The sequence below is a fragment of the Pseudomonas sp. XWY-1 genome (genome assembly GCF_002953115.1).
Taxonomy (GTDB): Bacteria; Pseudomonadota; Gammaproteobacteria; order Pseudomonadales; family Pseudomonadaceae; genus Aquipseudomonas; species Aquipseudomonas alloputida.
Map to the genome: position 1 here is coordinate 4,518,729 of NZ_CP026332.1, position 17,124 is coordinate 4,535,852.

11 protein-coding genes, 4 tRNA genes and 1 pseudogene are annotated in these 17,124 nt (G+C 64.1%); 6 read left to right on the forward strand and 10 right to left on the reverse strand.

Annotated elements, in window-relative coordinates; translation table 11 throughout:
* The first annotated feature begins 111 nt into the window (after positions 1-111).
* From PRJ_RS21055 to PRJ_RS21065, 3 genes are read left to right on the forward strand one after another with little or no spacing between them, the layout of a single operon-like run.
* Entirely contained in the window at positions 112-822 is a 711-nt protein-coding gene (locus PRJ_RS21055) for a fumarylacetoacetate hydrolase family protein (RefSeq protein ID WP_104962391.1), read from the forward strand.
* A gap of 18 nt (positions 823-840) precedes the next feature.
* Positions 841-1,599, forward strand: a complete 759-nt coding sequence (locus PRJ_RS21060; protein ID WP_064493502.1) for an SDR family oxidoreductase — start codon at positions 841-843, stop codon at positions 1,597-1,599.
* A 24-nt stretch (positions 1,600-1,623) separates the two neighbouring features.
* Positions 1,624-2,574 carry a 2-hydroxyacid dehydrogenase gene (locus tag PRJ_RS21065; RefSeq protein WP_064493501.1) on the forward strand — a complete coding sequence of 317 codons (951 nt, stop codon included), beginning with the start codon at positions 1,624-1,626 and terminating at the stop codon, positions 2,572-2,574.
* A gap of 127 nt (positions 2,575-2,701) precedes the next feature.
* Here PRJ_RS21065 and nirD read toward each other — a convergent pair whose 3' ends face one another.
* The 3 genes from nirD to PRJ_RS21085 all read right to left on the reverse strand — a co-directional run bounded on the left by nirD (position 2,702) and on the right by PRJ_RS21085 (position 9,922).
* Complete coding sequence (gene nirD / locus PRJ_RS21075; RefSeq protein ID WP_104962392.1) at positions 2,702-3,064, reverse strand: nitrite reductase small subunit NirD; 363 nt, start codon at positions 3,062-3,064, stop codon at positions 2,702-2,704.
* A complete protein-coding gene (nirB, locus tag PRJ_RS21080; protein WP_104962393.1) occupies positions 3,064-5,616 on the reverse strand; it encodes a nitrite reductase large subunit NirB in 2,553 nt (850 codons plus the stop codon). The genes nirD and nirB overlap by 1 nt, the downstream gene beginning before the upstream one ends.
* Positions 5,617-5,896: 280 nt before the next feature.
* Complete coding sequence (locus PRJ_RS21085; RefSeq protein ID WP_104962394.1) at positions 5,897-9,922, reverse strand: bifunctional nitrate reductase/sulfite reductase flavoprotein subunit alpha; 4,026 nt, start codon at positions 9,920-9,922, stop codon at positions 5,897-5,899.
* Positions 9,923-10,240: 318 nt separating this feature from the next.
* Here PRJ_RS21085 and PRJ_RS21090 point away from each other — a divergent pair.
* Positions 10,241-10,444 (forward strand): annotated as a pseudogene (locus PRJ_RS21090) (type I methionyl aminopeptidase); the annotation flags it as partial.
* A 161-nt stretch (positions 10,445-10,605) separates the two neighbouring features.
* Here PRJ_RS21090 and PRJ_RS21095 read toward each other — a convergent pair.
* The 4 genes from PRJ_RS21095 to PRJ_RS21110 form a co-directional block, all read right to left on the reverse strand.
* Positions 10,606-10,682 (reverse strand) — tRNA-Asp (locus PRJ_RS21095).
* Between the two features lie 13 nt (positions 10,683-10,695).
* A tRNA-Val gene (locus PRJ_RS21100) sits at positions 10,696-10,771 on the reverse strand.
* 170 nt (positions 10,772-10,941) lie between these two features.
* A tRNA-Asp gene (locus PRJ_RS21105) sits at positions 10,942-11,018 on the reverse strand.
* Between the two features lie 13 nt (positions 11,019-11,031).
* Positions 11,032-11,107, reverse strand: a tRNA-Val gene (locus PRJ_RS21110).
* A 216-nt stretch (positions 11,108-11,323) separates the two neighbouring features.
* On the opposite strand from PRJ_RS21110, the gene rdgC reads away from it, so the two are divergent.
* The gene (rdgC, locus tag PRJ_RS21115) at positions 11,324-12,244 is read left to right on the forward strand and encodes a recombination-associated protein RdgC (RefSeq protein ID WP_003252510.1); all 921 of its coding nucleotides are present in this window, start codon (positions 11,324-11,326) and stop codon (positions 12,242-12,244) included.
* 313 nt (positions 12,245-12,557) lie between these two features.
* Positions 12,558-12,875: a quaternary ammonium compound efflux SMR transporter SugE gene (sugE, locus tag PRJ_RS21125; protein ID WP_010952753.1), complete on the forward strand. Its 318-nt coding sequence runs from the start codon at positions 12,558-12,560 to the stop codon at positions 12,873-12,875.
* Positions 12,876-12,878: 3 nt separating this feature from the next.
* Here the strand turns inward: sugE and PRJ_RS21130 are convergent, their stop codons facing one another.
* From PRJ_RS21130 to PRJ_RS21140, 3 genes are all read right to left on the reverse strand, one after another.
* Positions 12,879-14,756 (reverse strand): MFS transporter, encoded by a 1,878-nt coding sequence (locus PRJ_RS21130; RefSeq protein WP_104962396.1) that lies wholly within the window; start codon positions 14,754-14,756, stop codon positions 12,879-12,881.
* A 157-nt stretch (positions 14,757-14,913) separates the two neighbouring features.
* On the reverse strand, positions 14,914-15,747 hold the full coding sequence (locus PRJ_RS21135) for an amidohydrolase (RefSeq protein WP_104962397.1): 834 nt from the start codon (positions 15,745-15,747) through the stop codon (positions 14,914-14,916).
* 24 nt (positions 15,748-15,771) lie between these two features.
* Complete coding sequence (locus PRJ_RS21140) at positions 15,772-17,046, reverse strand: MFS transporter (RefSeq protein WP_104962398.1); 1,275 nt, start codon at positions 17,044-17,046, stop codon at positions 15,772-15,774.
* Between the last annotated feature and the right edge of the window lie 78 nt (positions 17,047-17,124).

A 17,124-nucleotide genomic window follows, 5' to 3' on the forward strand; every position in this document is an offset into this window, starting at 1 on the left:
GCGAAAGGGCCGGTACAGGTGCCTTGGATAGTCCAACCCAACCCCGCTTTCGTCCAACTTTGCCGGCCAGCCGCTGGATACGCTGTCCACTCCAGTACGGAGGATCTAACCATGACCTACCTGTTCAACCCGCCGGCCATCGTCAGCCTGCCGATCCGTGGCAGCGATGCGCGCTTCCCGGTCGGCCGGGTGTTCTGCCTCGGCCGCAACTACCCGTGGCCGGAATCCTACGGCGCGGCGCCGCAGGAGCCTGTGTTTTTCATGAAACCGGCAAGCAACGTGGTCGAGGCACTGGGCGAACTGCCCTTCCCGCCGCAGACCGACGAGTTCTGCCATGAAATCGAGCTGGTCGCGGCCATCGCCAAAGGCGGCGTCAACATCGCCCACGAGCATGCCCTGGAGCACGTGTTCGGCTTTGCCGCCGGTCTGGACATGACCCGTCGCGATCACCAGCGCAAGGCCAAGGCCGAGGGCCTGCCGTGGGAAGGCGCCAAGGTGTTCGAGGCTTCGGCACCGATGACCGCCATCGTTCCCGCCAGCGAATGCGACTGGCCGCTGGATACGTCGCTATGGCTGCAGGTCAATGGCCAGGAGCGCCAACGTGCACACCTCAGCCAGCAGACCTGGGCATTGGCCGAAGTGATCAGCAGGCTGTCTCGCCAACTGCCACTGCGCCCGGGCGACCTGATCATGACCGGCAGCCCGCCCGGCGTGGCACCGCTGAACCCGGGCGACACCCTTCACGCCGGCATCGATGGTATCGGCGAATTGCACCTGCACGTCGGTCCTCGCCCTGCCGGGCATGCCGCCAACGCCGCCTGAACCTGCTGGAGCCTATCGATGAGCCAAAACAAGAAAGTCGCGCTGGTCACCGGTGCTGGCAGTGGCATCGGCCGTGCCGTCGCCCTCGCCCTGCTCGAGGACAACTTCAGCCTGGTCCTTGCCGGGCGCCGCGCCGAACCGCTACAAGCCGTCGTCGAGCAAGCGCAAGCAGCGGGCGGTGAGGCCTTGGCCGTTCCCACTGACGTGCGCGATGAGCAAAGCGTTGCGCAATTGTTCGCCACCATCGAGGAGGTGCATGGCCGACTCGACGTGATGTTCAACAATGCCGGCATCAACGCCCCCGCTGTACCCGTCGACGAGCTGCCGCTGGAGAACTGGCGCAACGTCATCGCCACCAATGTCGATGGTGTATTCCTGTGCGCCCGCGCCGCCTTCGGCCTGATGCGCCGCCAGCAGCCGCAAGGCGGGCGGATCATCAACAACGGCTCGATCTCGGCGCACACCCCACGCCCGTTCACCGCACCTTACACCGCCAGCAAGCATGCGGTGCTTGGCCTGACCAAGGCGCTGGCGCTGGATGGTCGGCCTTACAACATCGTGTGCAGCCAGGTGGACATCGGCAACGCCCTGACCGAGTTGTCGGAGCGCATGACCCGGGGGGTGCGCCAGGCCAATGGCGAGATCGCCGCCGAGCCGATGCTCGACGTGCGCCATGTGGCCGATGCGGTGCGCTACATCGCAGCGCTGCCGCTCGACGCCAACGTACTGAACATGACCGTGATGGCCAGCAACATGCCATTCGTTGGCCGTGGCTGATCCCTGTTTATGATGGAGTAACCGATGAAACCAGAAGTCCTGCAACTGAGCCCTATCCTGATCCCGCAGATCCGTGAGCGCCTGGAACAGCTGTTCACCGTACACCGCTACTACGAACAGGCCGACAAGGAGGCCTACGTCAGCCAGCATGCTGGCAATATTCGCGGTGTGATCACCGGCGGCCACACCGGCATCAGCCAGGCGCTGATGGCGCGCCTGCCCAACCTCGAAGTGATCGCCGTCAATGGCGTCGGCACCGACGCGGTAGACCTGGCCTATGCCCGCGATCGCGGCATCCAGGTGACGGCGACCATCGGTGCGCTCACCGAGGACGTCGCCGATCTTGCCATCGGCCTGCTGATCGGCTTGTGCCGGGGGATCTGCACCGGTGACCGCTTCGTTCGCGCCGGCCGTTGGGCCACCAGCACCACGCCGCTGGCACCGCTGCCACTGGCCCGGCAGGTGTCGGGCATGCGCGTGGGCATCGTCGGCATGGGCCGGGTCGGGCGGGCGGTAGCGCAACGGGCGGCAGCCTTCGGTTGCCCGATCCGCTACACCGATCTACAGGCGCTGGATGTGCCCTACGGGTTCGAGGCAGATCTGCTGCAGTTGGCCAAGGACAGCGATGCGCTGATCCTCGCGGCGGCGGCTGACAAGGGCGAGGCACTGATCAATCGCGACGTGCTGCGGGCGTTGGGCAGCGAGGGGTATCTGATCAATATCGCACGCGGCAAGCTGGTGGATGAGCCTGCGTTGATCGCCGCGCTGCAGGCCGGCGAGATCGCTGGCGCGGCGCTGGATGTGTTTGCCGATGAGCCGCGAGCGCCCGAGGCTTTGTTTGAGCGCGAAGATGTAGTCCTGCAACCGCATCGCGCCAGTGCCACAGTACAGACACGCACGCGCATGGGCGAGATGGTGGTGGCCAGCCTGGTGGATGTGTTTGCCGGGCGCACGCCGCAGGGGTTGGTTATCTAGTCGGCTTGTGCTGGCCTCTTCGCGGGCAAGCCCGCTCCCACAGGTGCAGCGCCGTATTTGAAGGCGGTGCAGATTCCGTAGGAGCGGGCTTGCCCGCGAAGAGGCCGGCACAGGCAGCAAAGGGGTATCAGGCCACCGCCAGCTCCACCGCCTCCCCCTTCAACCGCACCGGCCACACCCGCAACCTCTGCCCGGCATCCTCCAGGCACTCCCCACTCAGCAGGCTGAAATGCTGCTTGTACAACGGCGCCGCCACCACCAGCTTGCCCTGCACACTGCCCACCAGCCCACGGCCGATGATATTGGCACCGGAGCGCGGGTCACGGTTGTCCACCGCGTATAACGGCTGCGCCTGCCCCGGCAGATAGAACAACGCCACCTGGGCCCCATCGAACCAAACCACGACCCCGGAATCGGCCACCAGGTCTTGCGCCTGGCACACCGTCTGCCAGTTTTCTTGCGTGTTCACAGCAACATTGGCCAGGTTCATCAGACAGCCTCCTCGACAGTTGGGATCAGGTGCAGCGGTGCAGCGGGCCGGCGTTGTTCGCGTTCGCGCACGAAGTGCACGTCCGGGTCGGCGCGTCGGTCGTTGACGAAGGTACGGAAGCGCTTGAGCTTCTCCGGATCGTTGAGGGCATTGGCCCATTCGCATTCATATTGGTCGACCACATGCTGCATCTGCGCTTCCAGCTCGCTGGCCAGGCCCAGGCTGTCGTCGATGATCACCTGCTTCAGGTAGTCCAGCCCGCCTTCCAGGTTTTCACGCCACACCGAGGTGCGCTGCAGCTTGTCGGCCGTGCGGATATAGAACATCAGCACGCGGTCGATCAGGCGTACCAAGGTTTCGTCGTCCAGGTCGGTGGCGAACAGCTCGGCATGCCGCGGGCGCATGCCGCCGTTGCCGCACACGTACAGGTTCCAGCCCTTGTCGGTGGCGATAACGCCGATGTCCTTGCTCTGCGCCTCGGCGCATTCACGGGTGCATCCCGATACCGCGAACTTGAGCTTGTGGGGGCTGCGCAGGCCCTTGTAGCGATCTTCCAGGCGCAGGGCCATGGCGACACTGTCCTGCACGCCGTAACGGCACCAGGTGCTGCCCACGCACGACTTCACCGTGCGGGTCGACTTGCCGTAGGCGTGGCCGGTTTCGAAACCGGCATCGATCAGTTCGCCCCAGATCAGCGGCAGCTCGTGCAACTGGGCGCCGAACAGGTCGATGCGCTGGCCACCGGTGATCTTGGTGTACAGGTCGTATTTCTTGGCCACCTGGCCGATGACGATGAGCTTGTCGGGGGTTATTTCACCACCGGGAATGCGCGGCACCACCGAATAGGTGCCGTTTTTCTGCATGTTGGCCATGAAGGTGTCGTTGGTGTCCTGCAGCGGCACCAGCGCCGGGTCCATGATCGGCTGGTTCCAGCACGAGGCGAGAATGTTGCCCACCGCTGGCTTGCAGATGTCACACCCCAGATGGCCCTTGCCATGGCGTTCGAGCAGTTCGCTGAAGGTGCGGATACCCTCCACCCGCACCAACCCGTACAACTCCTGCCGGGTGTAGGCAAAGTGCTCGCACAGGCTCTTGTCCACCGCCACGCCGCGGGCCGTCAGCTCGTGCTCGAAGACTTGCTTGAGCAGGGCCGCGCAACCGCCGCAGCCGGTCGCGGCCTTGGTGCAGCCCTTGACCGCAGCGAGGTCGCTGCAGCCACTGTCGATCGCGGCGCACACCGCCCCCTTGCTGACGTTGTGGCAGGAGCAGATGGTCGCACTGTCGGGCAGCGCATCGGCGCCTAGGGCCGGCGCACCACCGCCTTGCGGCAAGATCAGCGCTGCCGGGTCGGCCGGCAGGGCGATGCCGTTCTGGGCGTACTGCAACAGGGTGTCGTAATAGCTGTTGTCACCGACCAGCACCGCGCCGAGCACGTGCTTGCCGCTGGCATCCACCACCAAACGGCGGTAAGCGCTGTTGGCTTCATCGATGAAGCGATAGCTGCGCGCGCCCGGCGTGGCACCGTGGGCATCGCCGATCGAACCGACATCCACACCCAGCAGCTTGAGCTTGGTCGACATGTCGGCGCCGGTGAACGCCACCGCCGCCTCGCCCATCAGCAGCCCGGCCAGGTTGCGCGCCATGCTGTAGCCCGGGGCGACCAGGCCGAACACGCTGCCGTTCCACGAGGCGCACTCGCCGATGGCGAAGATGCGGGGGTCGCTGCTGCGGCAGTGGTTGTCGATGACCACGCCACCGCGCGCGGCGATGTCCAGGCCGCAACCCCGGCCCAGTGCATCCTGTGGGCGGATACCGGCGGAGAACACGATCAGATCGGTTTCCAGGTGCTCACCACCGTCGAAGTTCATGCGGTAGCGGTAGGTTTCACCAGCACTGACCGACTGGGTGGCGCGCGACAGGTGCACCCCCACACCCAGCGCTTCGATCTGCGCCTTCAACGCGGCACCGCCCTCGCCGTCCAGCTGTACCGGCATCAGCCGTGGGGCGAATTCCACCACGTGGGCTTCCAGCCCCAGCGACTTGAGGGCGTTGGCAGCTTCCAGACCAAGCAGGCCACCGCCGACCACCACCCCTCGGCGGGCACCGGCTGCGGCAGCACGAATGCCATCGAGGTCGTCCAGGGTGCGGTAGACCAGGCGGGCATTGCCGTTGGAGCCTTCGATCGGCGGCACGAAGGGATAGGAGCCGGTGGCCAGCACCAGCTGGTCGTAGCCATAGCGACCTGCGGCAGTGACGACTTCGCGGCGCTCGCGGTCGATCTCCAGCACGGCCTCACCCAGGTGCAGGTGCACGCCATTGGCGTCGTAGAAATCGTGCTCACACAGGGCCAGGGTTTCGGCACAGCTGCCGCCGAAGTATTCGGACAGGTGCACGCGGTCATACGCGCGTTGGCGCTCTTCGCCGAATACCCGCACCTCGAAGCGCTGCAGGGCGCCGCGACTGACCAGTTGTTCGACGCAATGGTGGCCGACCATGCCGTTGCCGACGATGACCAGTCGCTCTCGTTGCCCGCTGCTCGCTGTTGCCTTCATAAGCCGATCCTCGATCAAAAAAAAAGCGCCTGGAGCCGAAGCTCCAGGCGCCTTTGCCTGTATTCATCACGGTAGGGGGCCCGGGTTGATCGCCGTTGATCAGTGGGCTTTGTTGTATCCGAGGTTAAGCAGGGAGCGTGCCAATTGGGTTGCGTGGGTTGCGTGGGTTGCCTGGGTTGCCTGTGTCGGCCTCTTCGCGGGTAAACCCGCTCCTACACTTGCGCTGGGCCCGCCCAGCCAATGCACATTCAAGGTGCACAACACCCCATCTTGGAGCACTTCAGTACACATCGCGCCGATAACGCCGGGCCTTGCTCAAGCCTTCGACATAAGCCGCAGCCGCAGCCGCATCCATCCGGCCATGCTCGGCGACGATCACCCGCAACGCCGCATCCACATCCCTGGCCATGCGCTGCGCATCGCCACACACATAGAAATACGCCCCCGCCTCCAGCCATTGCCACAGCTGCGCACCCTGCTCGAGCATGCGCTGCTGCACATAGATCTTCTCGACCTGGTCCCGCGAGAACGCCGTGTCCAGCCGCAGGTGCCCCGCCGCCTGCCAGGCCTGCAACTGCTCCTGGTAGTAGAAATCGGTCGCTGCGTACTGCTCGCCGAAGAACAGCCAGTTGTCGCCTTTTGCCCCCCGTGCCTCTCGCTCCTCGAGGAACGCACGAAACGGTGCAATGCCAGTACCAGGGCCCACCATGATCACCGGCACGCTGTCGTCCTCGGGCAAGCGAAAGTGCTTCGACACCTGCGGGAAGATCGCCACCTTTTGCACCTGCGCACGGTCGGCAAGAAAGCTTGAGCACACGCCTTTACGTTCGCCATAACGCACCGTCGATACCGTCAGATGCACCTGGCCTGGGTGCGCCAGCGGGCTGGAGCTGATCGAATAGAGCCGCGGCTGCAATGGCTTGAGCAATTCCAGCCAGCTGGCCAGCGGCAACTGCTGGGGGAAGGCGCGCAGCACATCGACCAACTGCCGGCCCCACAGCCAATCTTGCAGCTCGGCCTTGCATTCAGGGTGCAGCAAGCGCTGCAGGTCAGGCGCATTGCTGGCAAATGCCTGCAGTTGTTGCGCAGTGACCTTGGCAATTTCCAGGTGTGTTTGCAGGGCTTCGGCCAATGGCATGGCGCAATGACCTTTAAGCTCGACCATCGCCTGGCCATCGAGCTGCATCAGGGTCAGCAGCTCTTCTACCAGGGCCGGGCAGTTGCGCGGCCACACGCCCAGGGCATCGCCGGCAGCGTAACTGAAGCCGCTGCCGCTCAAGTCGAAGACCAGCTGGCGGGTTTCCTTGCTGGCGCCGGGGCCATTGAGCAGGCGGTTTTCCAGTACGGTGGCCATCCAGGGTTGCTGCTTGCTGAAGGCCGATACGGGTGCAGGTTCACTCGCCGGAGGTGGCGCCGCGGCAGTGCCCAGTGCAGGCAATAACGCTTCAAGCCAGCCGGCAAAGGCTTCGTCGAAGTCTGGCTCGCAGTCCACCCGCGCCAGCAGGCGCTGCCCTCCCAGCTCGGCCAGGCGCTGGTCGAGCTTGCGGCCAAAACCGCAGAACTGGGCGTAACTGGAGTCGCCCAGGGCCAGTACGGCATAGGGCAGCCCGGCGCAGTGAGCGCCCTCCTCGCCCTGCAAAGCCTGCCAGAAGGCCGCGCCGCTGTCGGGCGCGTCGCCATCGCCAAAGGTGCTGGCGATCAACACCACACTGGCAGCACCCTGCAGCTGGCTTGGGCTGACCGCCTCCAGGCAGCTGAGTTGCACGTTCAGACCGGCACCGCGCAGGCGCGCGGCACAGCGTTCGGCCAATTGCTCACCATTGCCGGTCTGCGAGGCCCACAGCACCTGATGCCATGGCGCGGCCTGTGCCGCGATGGGCGCAGTTGCAGGCTGGGCGAACAGCCCGGCCAGCAAACCGTCGACAAACAAGCGACGGCTGGCAGCCAGCGGCGCACTGGCCGGCAGGCGGGGTATGCCCTCGGCGCGGGCCTGGTCCAGGCCCAGCAGGAAACCTTGCAGGTAATGACGCTCTTCTTCGGCCAGCACCGGAACCGGCAGGGTGTGCAGGCCAAGCAGACGGGACAGGGTGGCGGTCGGCATGCGGACAGGCTCTACAGTGGCAGTGTTCAGATCAAGGGCGTCGATGCGCTCGCCTGCGACCCGCTCCAGGGCTACGGCGCAGTGTTTGAAGGCAGGTTGCAGCGACAGCGGGTCGACCGCATCGCAGGTCGCGGCGTTGATCGCCAATTGCTCGCCGATCAGGTCGTTCCAGTGAAACGGCGCAAAGCAGTTGCCCGGCATGACCCGGTCACTGATGCGCGCCGGCAACACGGCGTGCCCCCGGCGCGAGCGAACGGCCACCTGGTCCTTTTCTGCGACACCCAGCCGGGCGGCATCCTCTGGGTGAATCTCGAGGTAGGGGCCGGGCTCCAGTTTGTTCAGCGCCGGCACCTTGCCGGTCTTGGTCAACGTGTGCCACTGGTGCTGCACGCGACCGGTGTTCAGCACCATGGGGTAGTCATCGTTCGGCACTTCCGCTGCCGGCAACCAGGGCCGGGCAAAGAAGCGCGCCTTGCCGCTGACGGTGGGGAAGGCCAGTGCCGGCCGTCTACCCCGGGCATCGAGCAGTAGCGCCTGGCTGCTGCCGTCGTTGAGGTAGCGCAGCGGGCTGCGATGCTGTTCGCTGCCCGGTGCACAGGGCCACTGGCGCGGCTGCGTACGCAATTCGGCATAGCCGATACCGCGCAGGTCATAACCGGTGACAGGGTTGTGGAAGCGGCGTATTTCCTCATACACCGCTTCGGCATTGGGGTAGTCGAAGGCGTCGGCATAGCCCATGGCGCACGCTACGCGGGCAATGATCTGCCAGTCCGGCAGACTTTGCCCGGGGGGCTCGACAGCGCGTGGCATCAGGGTCAGGTTGCGCTCGCTGTTGATCATCACACCCTCGCCTTCGGCCCACAGCGCGGCCGGCAGCAGGATGTCGGCGTAACGGTTGGTTTCGGTGTCGAGGAAGGCGTCCTGGGTAATGACCAGTTCGGCCTTGCGCAGGCCGTCGATCACTTGCTGACGGTTGGCGACACTGGCCACCGGGTTGCTGCAGATGACCCAGCAGGCTTTCACTTCACCGGCTTTCATCTGCCCGAACAGCGCCACCGTACCCTCGCCGCCCTCGCTGCGCAGGCTGCCGGGTGGCAGTTGCCACTGCCGTTCGACGAACGCGCGGTCATCTTCCACCAACGCTGAGCGCTGGCCTGGCAAGCCGGGGCCCATGTAGCCCATGTCGCGGCCGCCCATGGCATTGGGCTGGCCGGTCAGCGAGAACGGGCCGCTACCGGGGCGGCAGATGGCACCCGTGGCCAAGTGCAGGTTACAGATGGCGTTGCTGTGCCAGGTGCCGTGAATGCTCTGGTTCAAGCCCATGGTCCAGCAGCTCATCCAGTTGTTGGCGCTGCCGATCCATTCGGCGGCCTTGATGATATCGGCCTCGGCCAGCCCGGTGATGGCGGCGACGCGCTCGGGGGTATAGTCGTCGAGGAAGGCCGGCATTTCGTCCCAGCCTTCGGTGTGGCGGGCGATGAAATCGGGGTTGGTGTGGCCGTTGCGATGCAGCAGGTGCAAAAGGCCGTTGAGCAAGGCCATGTCACTGCCGGGGCGCACCTGCAGAAACAGGTCGGCCTTATCGGCGGTTGCGCTGCGCCGCGGGTCGACGACGATCAGCTTCGCACCGGCCTTGACCCGATCAAGCAGGCGCAGGAACAGGATCGGGTGGCAGTCGGCCATGTTGGCGCCGATCACCAGAAATACGTCGGCGTGCTCGAAGTCCTGGTAACTGCCAGGTGGGCCATCGGCGCCAAGCGACAGCTTGTAGCCACTGCTGGCGCTGGCCATGCACAGGCGCGAGTTGGACTCGATGTGGCGCGTACGGATAAAGCCCTTGGCCAACTTGTTGGCCAGGTACTGGGCCTCCAGCGACATTTGCCCGGACACGTACAGCGCCACGGCATCCGGGCCGTGCTGGTCGATGATGCCGCGCAGACGCTCGGCGGTGGCAGCGATGGCCTGGTCCATGCTGGTGCGCACTGGCGGCTGGCTGCGTTGCTGGCGCAGGTAGGCGTCGGCCATGCGCCCGCTGGCACTCAGTGGCTGGTGTGCGGTGAGGCCTTTGGTGCATAGGCGGCCAAAGTTGCTCGGGTGCAGCTTGTCGCCGCTGATCTTGCCGACCTTGCCATCGGCAACGCTCATGACGATGCCGCAGCCCACGCCGCAGTAGGGGCAGACGCTGCGTACTTCGCTGTTGGCCATGGGCGGGCTCCTGTGGAAAACGCAAAAAGGCGCCGGCTGCCCCGGCATGCTGATGCAAGCGGGGCAACACGGCGCCTTTGTCGTGAAGTGGTGAGGGCTGTCGACGTTGACAGCCCGGGATGAGGGTAGATCAGCAATTTATGGGCCAGCTATACCGGCCCTTTCGCGGGCATGCCCGCTCCCACAGGGATATCGCAAGGCCTGAGGGCGGCGCAGTACCTGTGGGAGCGGGCGTGCCCGCGAAGAGGCCTGCACAGGTTACGCACCATGCGGTGGCAACCTCACGCTCCCAGGCGCTTTGCTGGGGCAATTTCCAGCATGAGCAACTGCCCTCCCCCCATGTCCCAGGTGATCCTCAAGCCCCCCGCCCAACTCGACCTGATGCGCCGCACCGGCCAGTTGCTGACCCAGGTGTTTGCCAAAATCGACAGCTTCATCCGCCCCGATGTGACCACGATGCAGATCAACGACCGCGCCGAAGCGTTCATCGTCGATACGCTCAAGGCACGGCCGGTGACCGAGGACGGGTTTGAGGTGCTGACGCTGCGGGAATAAGAGTGGCGCAGCTAGCCCCTTGTTGCAGAGGGGCGGAGACGATCGCATGATGCAGAAATAAAAAAAGCGACCCTAAGGTCGCTTTCTTTTTTACTTCCGGGTGTTCAGTGGGCCCTGGAAGTGGAATATGGCGCAGCGGACGGGACTCGAACCCGCGACCCCCGGCGTGACAGGCCGGTATTCTAACCGACTGAACTACCGCTGCGCTATACATCGAGTGGTGGGTGATGACGGGATCGAACCGCCGACCCTCTGCTTGTAAGGCAGATGCTCTCCCGGCTGAGCTAATCACCCATGTCTCTCGGTGTGGCGCGCATTCTACGGGCGACTTGGCGCTCTGGCAAGCACTTATCGAAGTTTTTTCACACTTCGGTCAAACACCAAAAATCAGGCACAAAAAAAGCGACCCTAAGGTCGCTTTCTTTGTTACTTCCGGGTGTTCAGTGGGCCCTGGAAGTGGAATATGGCGCAGCGGACGGGACTCGAACCCGCGACCCCCGGCGTGACAGGCCGGTATTCTAACCGACTGAACTACCGCTGCGCTATACATCGAGTGGTGGGTGATGACGGGATCGAACCGCCGACCCTCTGCTTGTAAGGCAGATGCTCTCCCGGCTGAGCTAATCACCCTTCGTCTCGGTGTGGCGCGCATTCTACGGAGCGCCCCGCACCCTGGCAAGCACTTTTTAAACTTTTTGCAAAAAAAACCTCAGGCCTTTCAAAGACCTAGCGTTGTCGGGCGATTCTTTCGTGCATAAGTCACTGCTGGCCCTCTGACAGGGCTGGCCTCAATTCACCGCTCGGAGAATAATGCCCGCCTTATGCATTAAGGAGAGATTGCCCCTCATGTGGTTCAAGAACCTGCTGACCTACCGCCTGACCCAGGAAGTTCCGTTCGAGCCTGAAGCGCTGGAAGCCGCCCTGGCCAGCAAGCCGGCCCGCCCCTGCGCCAGCCAGGAGCTGACCACTTATGGTTTCGTCGCGCCGTTCGGCAAAGGCGAAGACGCTCCCCTGGTGCATGTCAGCGGCGAGTACCTGCTGATTGCCGCGCGCAAGGAAGAACGCATCCTGCCGAGCAGCGTGGTCAACGACGCGGTCAAGGAAAAGGTCGAAGAGATCGAGACCGAGCAAATGCGCAAGGTCTATAAAAAGGAACGCGACCAGATCAAGGACGAAATCATCCAGGCGTTCCTGCCGCGTGCGTTCATCCGCCGCTCGATGATCTTCGCCGCCATTGCCCCGCGCCTGGGCGTGATCCTGGTCAACTCGGCCAGCGCCAAGCGCGCCGAAGACCTGCTGTCGACCCTGCGTGAAGTGATGGGCTCGCTGCCCGTGCGCCCGGCCACGGTGAAGATTGCGCCAGTGGCCACCATGACCGACTGGGTCAAGTCGCAGCAAGCCGCCGAAGGCTTCTATGTGCTGGACGAGTGTGAGCTGCGCGACACCGCCGAAGATGGCGGTATCGTGCGCTGCAAGCGCCAGGACCTGACCGGCGAAGAGATCCAGCTGCACCTGAGCACCGGCAAAGTGGTGACCCAGCTGGCCCTGGCCTGGCAAGACAAGCTGTCGTTCATCCTCGACGACAAGATGGTCATCAAGCGCCTGAAGTTCGAAGAGCTGCTGCAGGAGCAGGCCGAACAGGACGGTGGCGATGAGGCTGCGCAACAGTTCGACGCCAGCTTCCAGCTGATGATGATGACCTTTGCCGAATTCCTGCCGGTGCTGTTCGAGGCGCTGGGCGGGGAAGAGATCCCGCAAGGGGTCTGACGGGTATGAGTTGCGGTGCTGGCTTGAAGCGTTTCTGCCAGCACCGGCCTCTTCGCGGGTCAACCCGCGCCTACGACGGCCTGCGCCCAATCACCAATGTGTGTCCACCCCCGATCAGGTGTAGGAGCGGGTTTACCCGCGAATACGGTAGCGGCGGCAACGGTGAACGACGGGTGGAAATTGGCCAGCAGGCGTGGACTTGCCCGGAAGGCCGCAGATTGGCACCATGGCACCCACTGTGAGGACGACCTCACGACGCACCGCGTGACCACTCCGGGGACGGCCCCATCATTCAAACGATGGAGACACACTCATGTCCTGGATCATCCTGTTTTTCGCCGGCCTCTTCGAGGTCGGCTGGGCCGTCGGCCTCAAATACACCGACGGTTTCACTCGACCGCTACCCACTGTCCTTACCGTCGGCGCCATGGTCATCAGCCTGGGCCTGCTGGGCCTGGCCATGAAGGAGTTGCCGCTGGGCACCGCCTATGCCATCTGGACCGGCGTAGGCGCAGTCGGTACGGTCATCGCCGGGATCATTCTGTTCGGCGAGTCCATGGCCCTGGTGCGGCTGGTCAGTGTGGCGCTGATCGTCTGCGGCCTTGTCGGCCTGAAAGTCAGCGCCAGCTAACCCCTATCGCAGAGGGCCGCGCAGGCGGCTGACCTGTTCGCGCAACACTTCAGGCTGCGCCGCCTCCACCGGGACGGCGGCGCCTGCCACGATGGTCACCCGCGACCACAGGCGCTTGAAGAAGCCCTTGGCCGGGTCGCGGCTGAAGAAGCTACCCCATAACCCCTGCAAGGCCAGCGGAATCACCGGTACCGGCGTTTCTTCGAGGATGCGGCTGACCCCACCCTTGAAGACATCGATTTCGCCATCGCCCGTCAGCTTGCCTTCCGGGAAGATGCACACCAGTTCACCATCCGCCAGGTATTCGGCAATGCGCGCGAAGGCCCGCTCGTACGTCGCCTGGTCTTCGTTACGCCCGGCAATCGGGATGGCACCGGCAGTGCGAAACACGAAGTTGAGCACCGGCAGGTTGTAGATCTTGTAGTACATGACAAAGCGGATCGGCCGGCGTATGGCCCCGCCCAGCAGCAACGCATCGACGAACGACACATGGTTGCACACCAGCAATGCAGCACCTTCGTCGGGGATGCGCTCAAGGTCTCGGTGCTGCACGCGGTACATCGAATGGCTGAGCAGCCAGATCAGGAAACGCATGGTGAACTCGGGCACGATCCTGAAGATATAGGTGTTGACCGCGATATTGAGCAGCGACACCACCAGGAAAAGCTGCGGGATGCTCAGCTTGGCCACGCCTAGCAGGATGATGGTGAGCACCGCCGACACCACCATGAACAAGGCATTGAGGATGTTGTTGGCCGCGATCACCCTGGCGCGCTCGTCCTCGGCCGTGCGGGCCTGGATCAACGCATACAACGGCACGATGTAGAAGCCGCCGAACACACCCAGGCCAATGATTGACAGCAAGATCCACCAGGCCTGGCTCATGCCCAGCAGTGCCAGCCAGTCGTGCGGCGCTGCTGCAGCCGGTACATCACCGGAGTGCCACCACCACAGCAGGCCGAACAGGGTCAGGCCGAACGAGCCGAACGGCACCAGGCCGATTTCCACCTTGCGTCCACTGAGCCGCTCGCACAGCAGCGAGCCCAGGGCAATGCCCACCGAGAACAGGGTCAGCACCAGGGTCACCACCGTGCCATCACCGTGCAGCCAATCCTTGGCGTAGGCTGGGATCTGCGTGAGGTAGATGGCGCCGACAAACCAGAACCACGAGTTGCCGACGATCGAACGCGACACCGCCGGCGGCTGGCCCAGGCCCATGCGCAAGATCACCCACGACTGCTTGAAGATGTTCCAGTCCAGCGGCATTTGCGGCGAGGCGGCAGCCGCCCGAGGGATCCAGCGGCTGGCGAGGTAGCCGAGTACCGCCGTGCCGACCACGCCCCCGGCTACCACCGTTGCGTAGCTGTCGGCCGACATCATCATCCCCGCGCCGATGGTGCCGGCGAGGATGGCGAGGAAGGTGCCGGTTTCCACCAGCCCGTTACCGCCCACCAGCTCTTCCTCGCGCAGGGCCTGCGGCAGGATCGAATACTTCACCGGGCCGAACAGCGCCGAGTGCGTCCCCATACCGAACAGCGCCACCAGCATCAGCCACAGATGGTTGGTGACAAAGCCCAGCGCACCAATCGCCATGATCACGATTTCGGCCAGTTTGATTGCCCGGATCAGCGCATCCTTGGCGAACTTCTCGCCAAACTGCCCGCCCAGCGCCGAAAACAGAAAAAACGGCAAGATGAACAGCAAGGCACACAAGTTGACCCAGATCGATCGGTCACCATCGCCCAGGCTGAGCTTGAACAAAATCGCCAGGATCAGCGACTGCTTGAACAGGTTGTCGTTGAAGGCACCCAGCGACTGAGTGATGAAAAACGGCAGGAAACGCCGCTTGCCGAGCAAGGTGAATTGCGAAGAGTGACTCATCGTCCTTGGTCCTGAGGGCTTTTCAATTGGAGGCTCGCCAAGCGCGCCGGGCCACAAATCTGCATGGGAAATGCGCTGGCTGGCAAGCACCGGCTCAGGCATGACCACACAAGCTTGCGTTCAAGGACCTGCTGGCAGTTGCAGCACTGGCGCTAGGTCACTCGAAGCCAAACAACGCCCGCGCGGTATCCAGCAACAGTGCCTGGCGCAACTGCGCCGAACAACCCAAGGCCTCGAACTGTTCGACAGCGGTGCCGAAACTGACCTCCGACTCATGCTGGGTATGCGGCCAGTCACTGCCCCACATCAACCGCTCTGCGCCGTAATGGGCTTCCAGCGCGCACAGCGCCTGACGGGCGAATGGCAGGTTCTCCTCCGGCGAGCCCTGCAGCCTGTAGATGCCGGACACCTTCACCCACACATTGCCCCGACCGCTCAGGGTCAGCAGTTCGGCAAACCCCGGCTGGCCCAGGCCACGGCGGGCATCCGGGCGGCCGAAATGGTCAATCACGATGTCCAGCCCATAGGGCTGCAATGCCCGCACCAGCACTGGAATGTCCGCCACCTGACGGTGCAGTTCCACGTGCCAACCCTGCTCGCCGATGCGCTCCAGCAGGGGCCGCCACTGCGCGCCGGTCAGGTCAGGCATGTCTTGCCCCATGAGGTTGAGGCGTACCCCCCTGACTCCCAACCGGGCCATTTCCGTCAAGGTCGCCCGCTCGACATCCCGCTCCAGCATCACCACCCCGCGCAGTTGCCCTGGCACGGTCTGCAAGGCGCTGAGCAGGTAGCGGTTGTCGGTACCCAGGAAGCTGGGCTGGACCAGTACGCCATGGCTGAAACCATGGGCCCGCAGTTGGCCCAGGTAGTCGCCCAGCGGCGCATCGTAGCTGGGCGCATAACGCCGCTGGGTGGCCAGGTTCAGCCCACGGCTGAACACGTGGGCGTGGCTGTCGATGGCAGTCAGGTGCAAAGCGGGTGCGTCGAGCATGGTTCTCATACAAACAGGTTCAGGTTACTTGGCGACGGCACCGGCCGTTTCCGGCGCAGGTGCAGATTCAAGGTTGCGGCCACGGGTTTCGGGCAGGCACAGGGCTGCGATCACCGCAACGCCATAGGCGATGCCGGCATCGATGCCGATGGCACTGCCCAGCGACATCGACTCGCTCATGTGCCCGACCAGGAACGGGAACACGGCCGACAGCACGCGACCGAAGTTGTAGCAAAAGCCCACCCCGGCGCCGCGCACGTCAGCCGGGTACAGCTCGTTGAAAAACGCACCCAGGCTGGCCGGGATGCCGGCGGCGAAAAAGCCCAGCGGGAAGCCGAGGAACAGCATCTGGGTATTGGTCAGCGGGAAGAACACGTAGGCCTGCACGGTCAGTACACAGCACAGGGCGAACAGCAGGATGTTCTTGCGCCTGCCAATACGGTCGATCAGCAGGCCGCTGACCACGCAGCCGCACCAGAAGGCCAGGATGATCACCGCCAGGTAACCGCCCGAGTTCAGCACCGAAAGGTTGCGCTCTGTCTTGAGAAAGGTCGGCAACCAGGTCATCACCGCGTGGTAGCCACCGTGGGCACCCAGGCCGAGCAAGCCGCCCAGCAGGGTCACACGCAGCAGTTCAGGGCGGAAGATGCCAGCCATCGACTGCAAGAAGCTGGAAGGGATGGCCTTTTCCTTTTTCAGGCGCTGGAAGCTGTCCGGCTCGGGCACGTTGCGGCGTACCCAGATGATCAGCAGCGATGGCAGCAGACCGACGAAGAACATCACCCGCCAGGCAAACTCCTGCGGCACCAGTGAGTAAATCAGCGTAAACAGTGCCACCGCCAGCCCCCACCCCACAGCCCAGGCACTCTGCACCGTGCCCATGACCTTGCCGCGATACCTGGGGTTGATGGTTTCGGCCATCAGCACAGCGCCGGCTGCCCATTCGCCACCAATGCCAAAGCCTTGCATGGCCTTGACGAACAGCAACGGGTAGAAGCCGGTGACGAACGCCGAAAGGAAGGTGAAGAACGAGAACCAGAGAATCATCCATTGCAGGGTACGCACGCGACCATAGCGGTCGGACAGTGTGCCACCCAGCCAGCCGCCGATTGCCGAGGTCACCAGGGTCAGGCCACTGATCAGGCCGGCATCGCCCTTGGTCAGGGAGAACGCGGCAATCAACGCGGGGATGGCCAGGCCGAACATCTGCACTTCCAGCGCATCGAGCGACCAGCCGCCGAAACAGGCCCAGAATGTCTTGCGTTCCCGTGAGGTGATCTCGCGATACCAGCTGAACATGATTGTTATCCTTCTAGTCGTGGTGTGACGGGCAGGCGAAGCCACTGCGCCGTGGCAGCACGGCGCAGACAGGTAAAA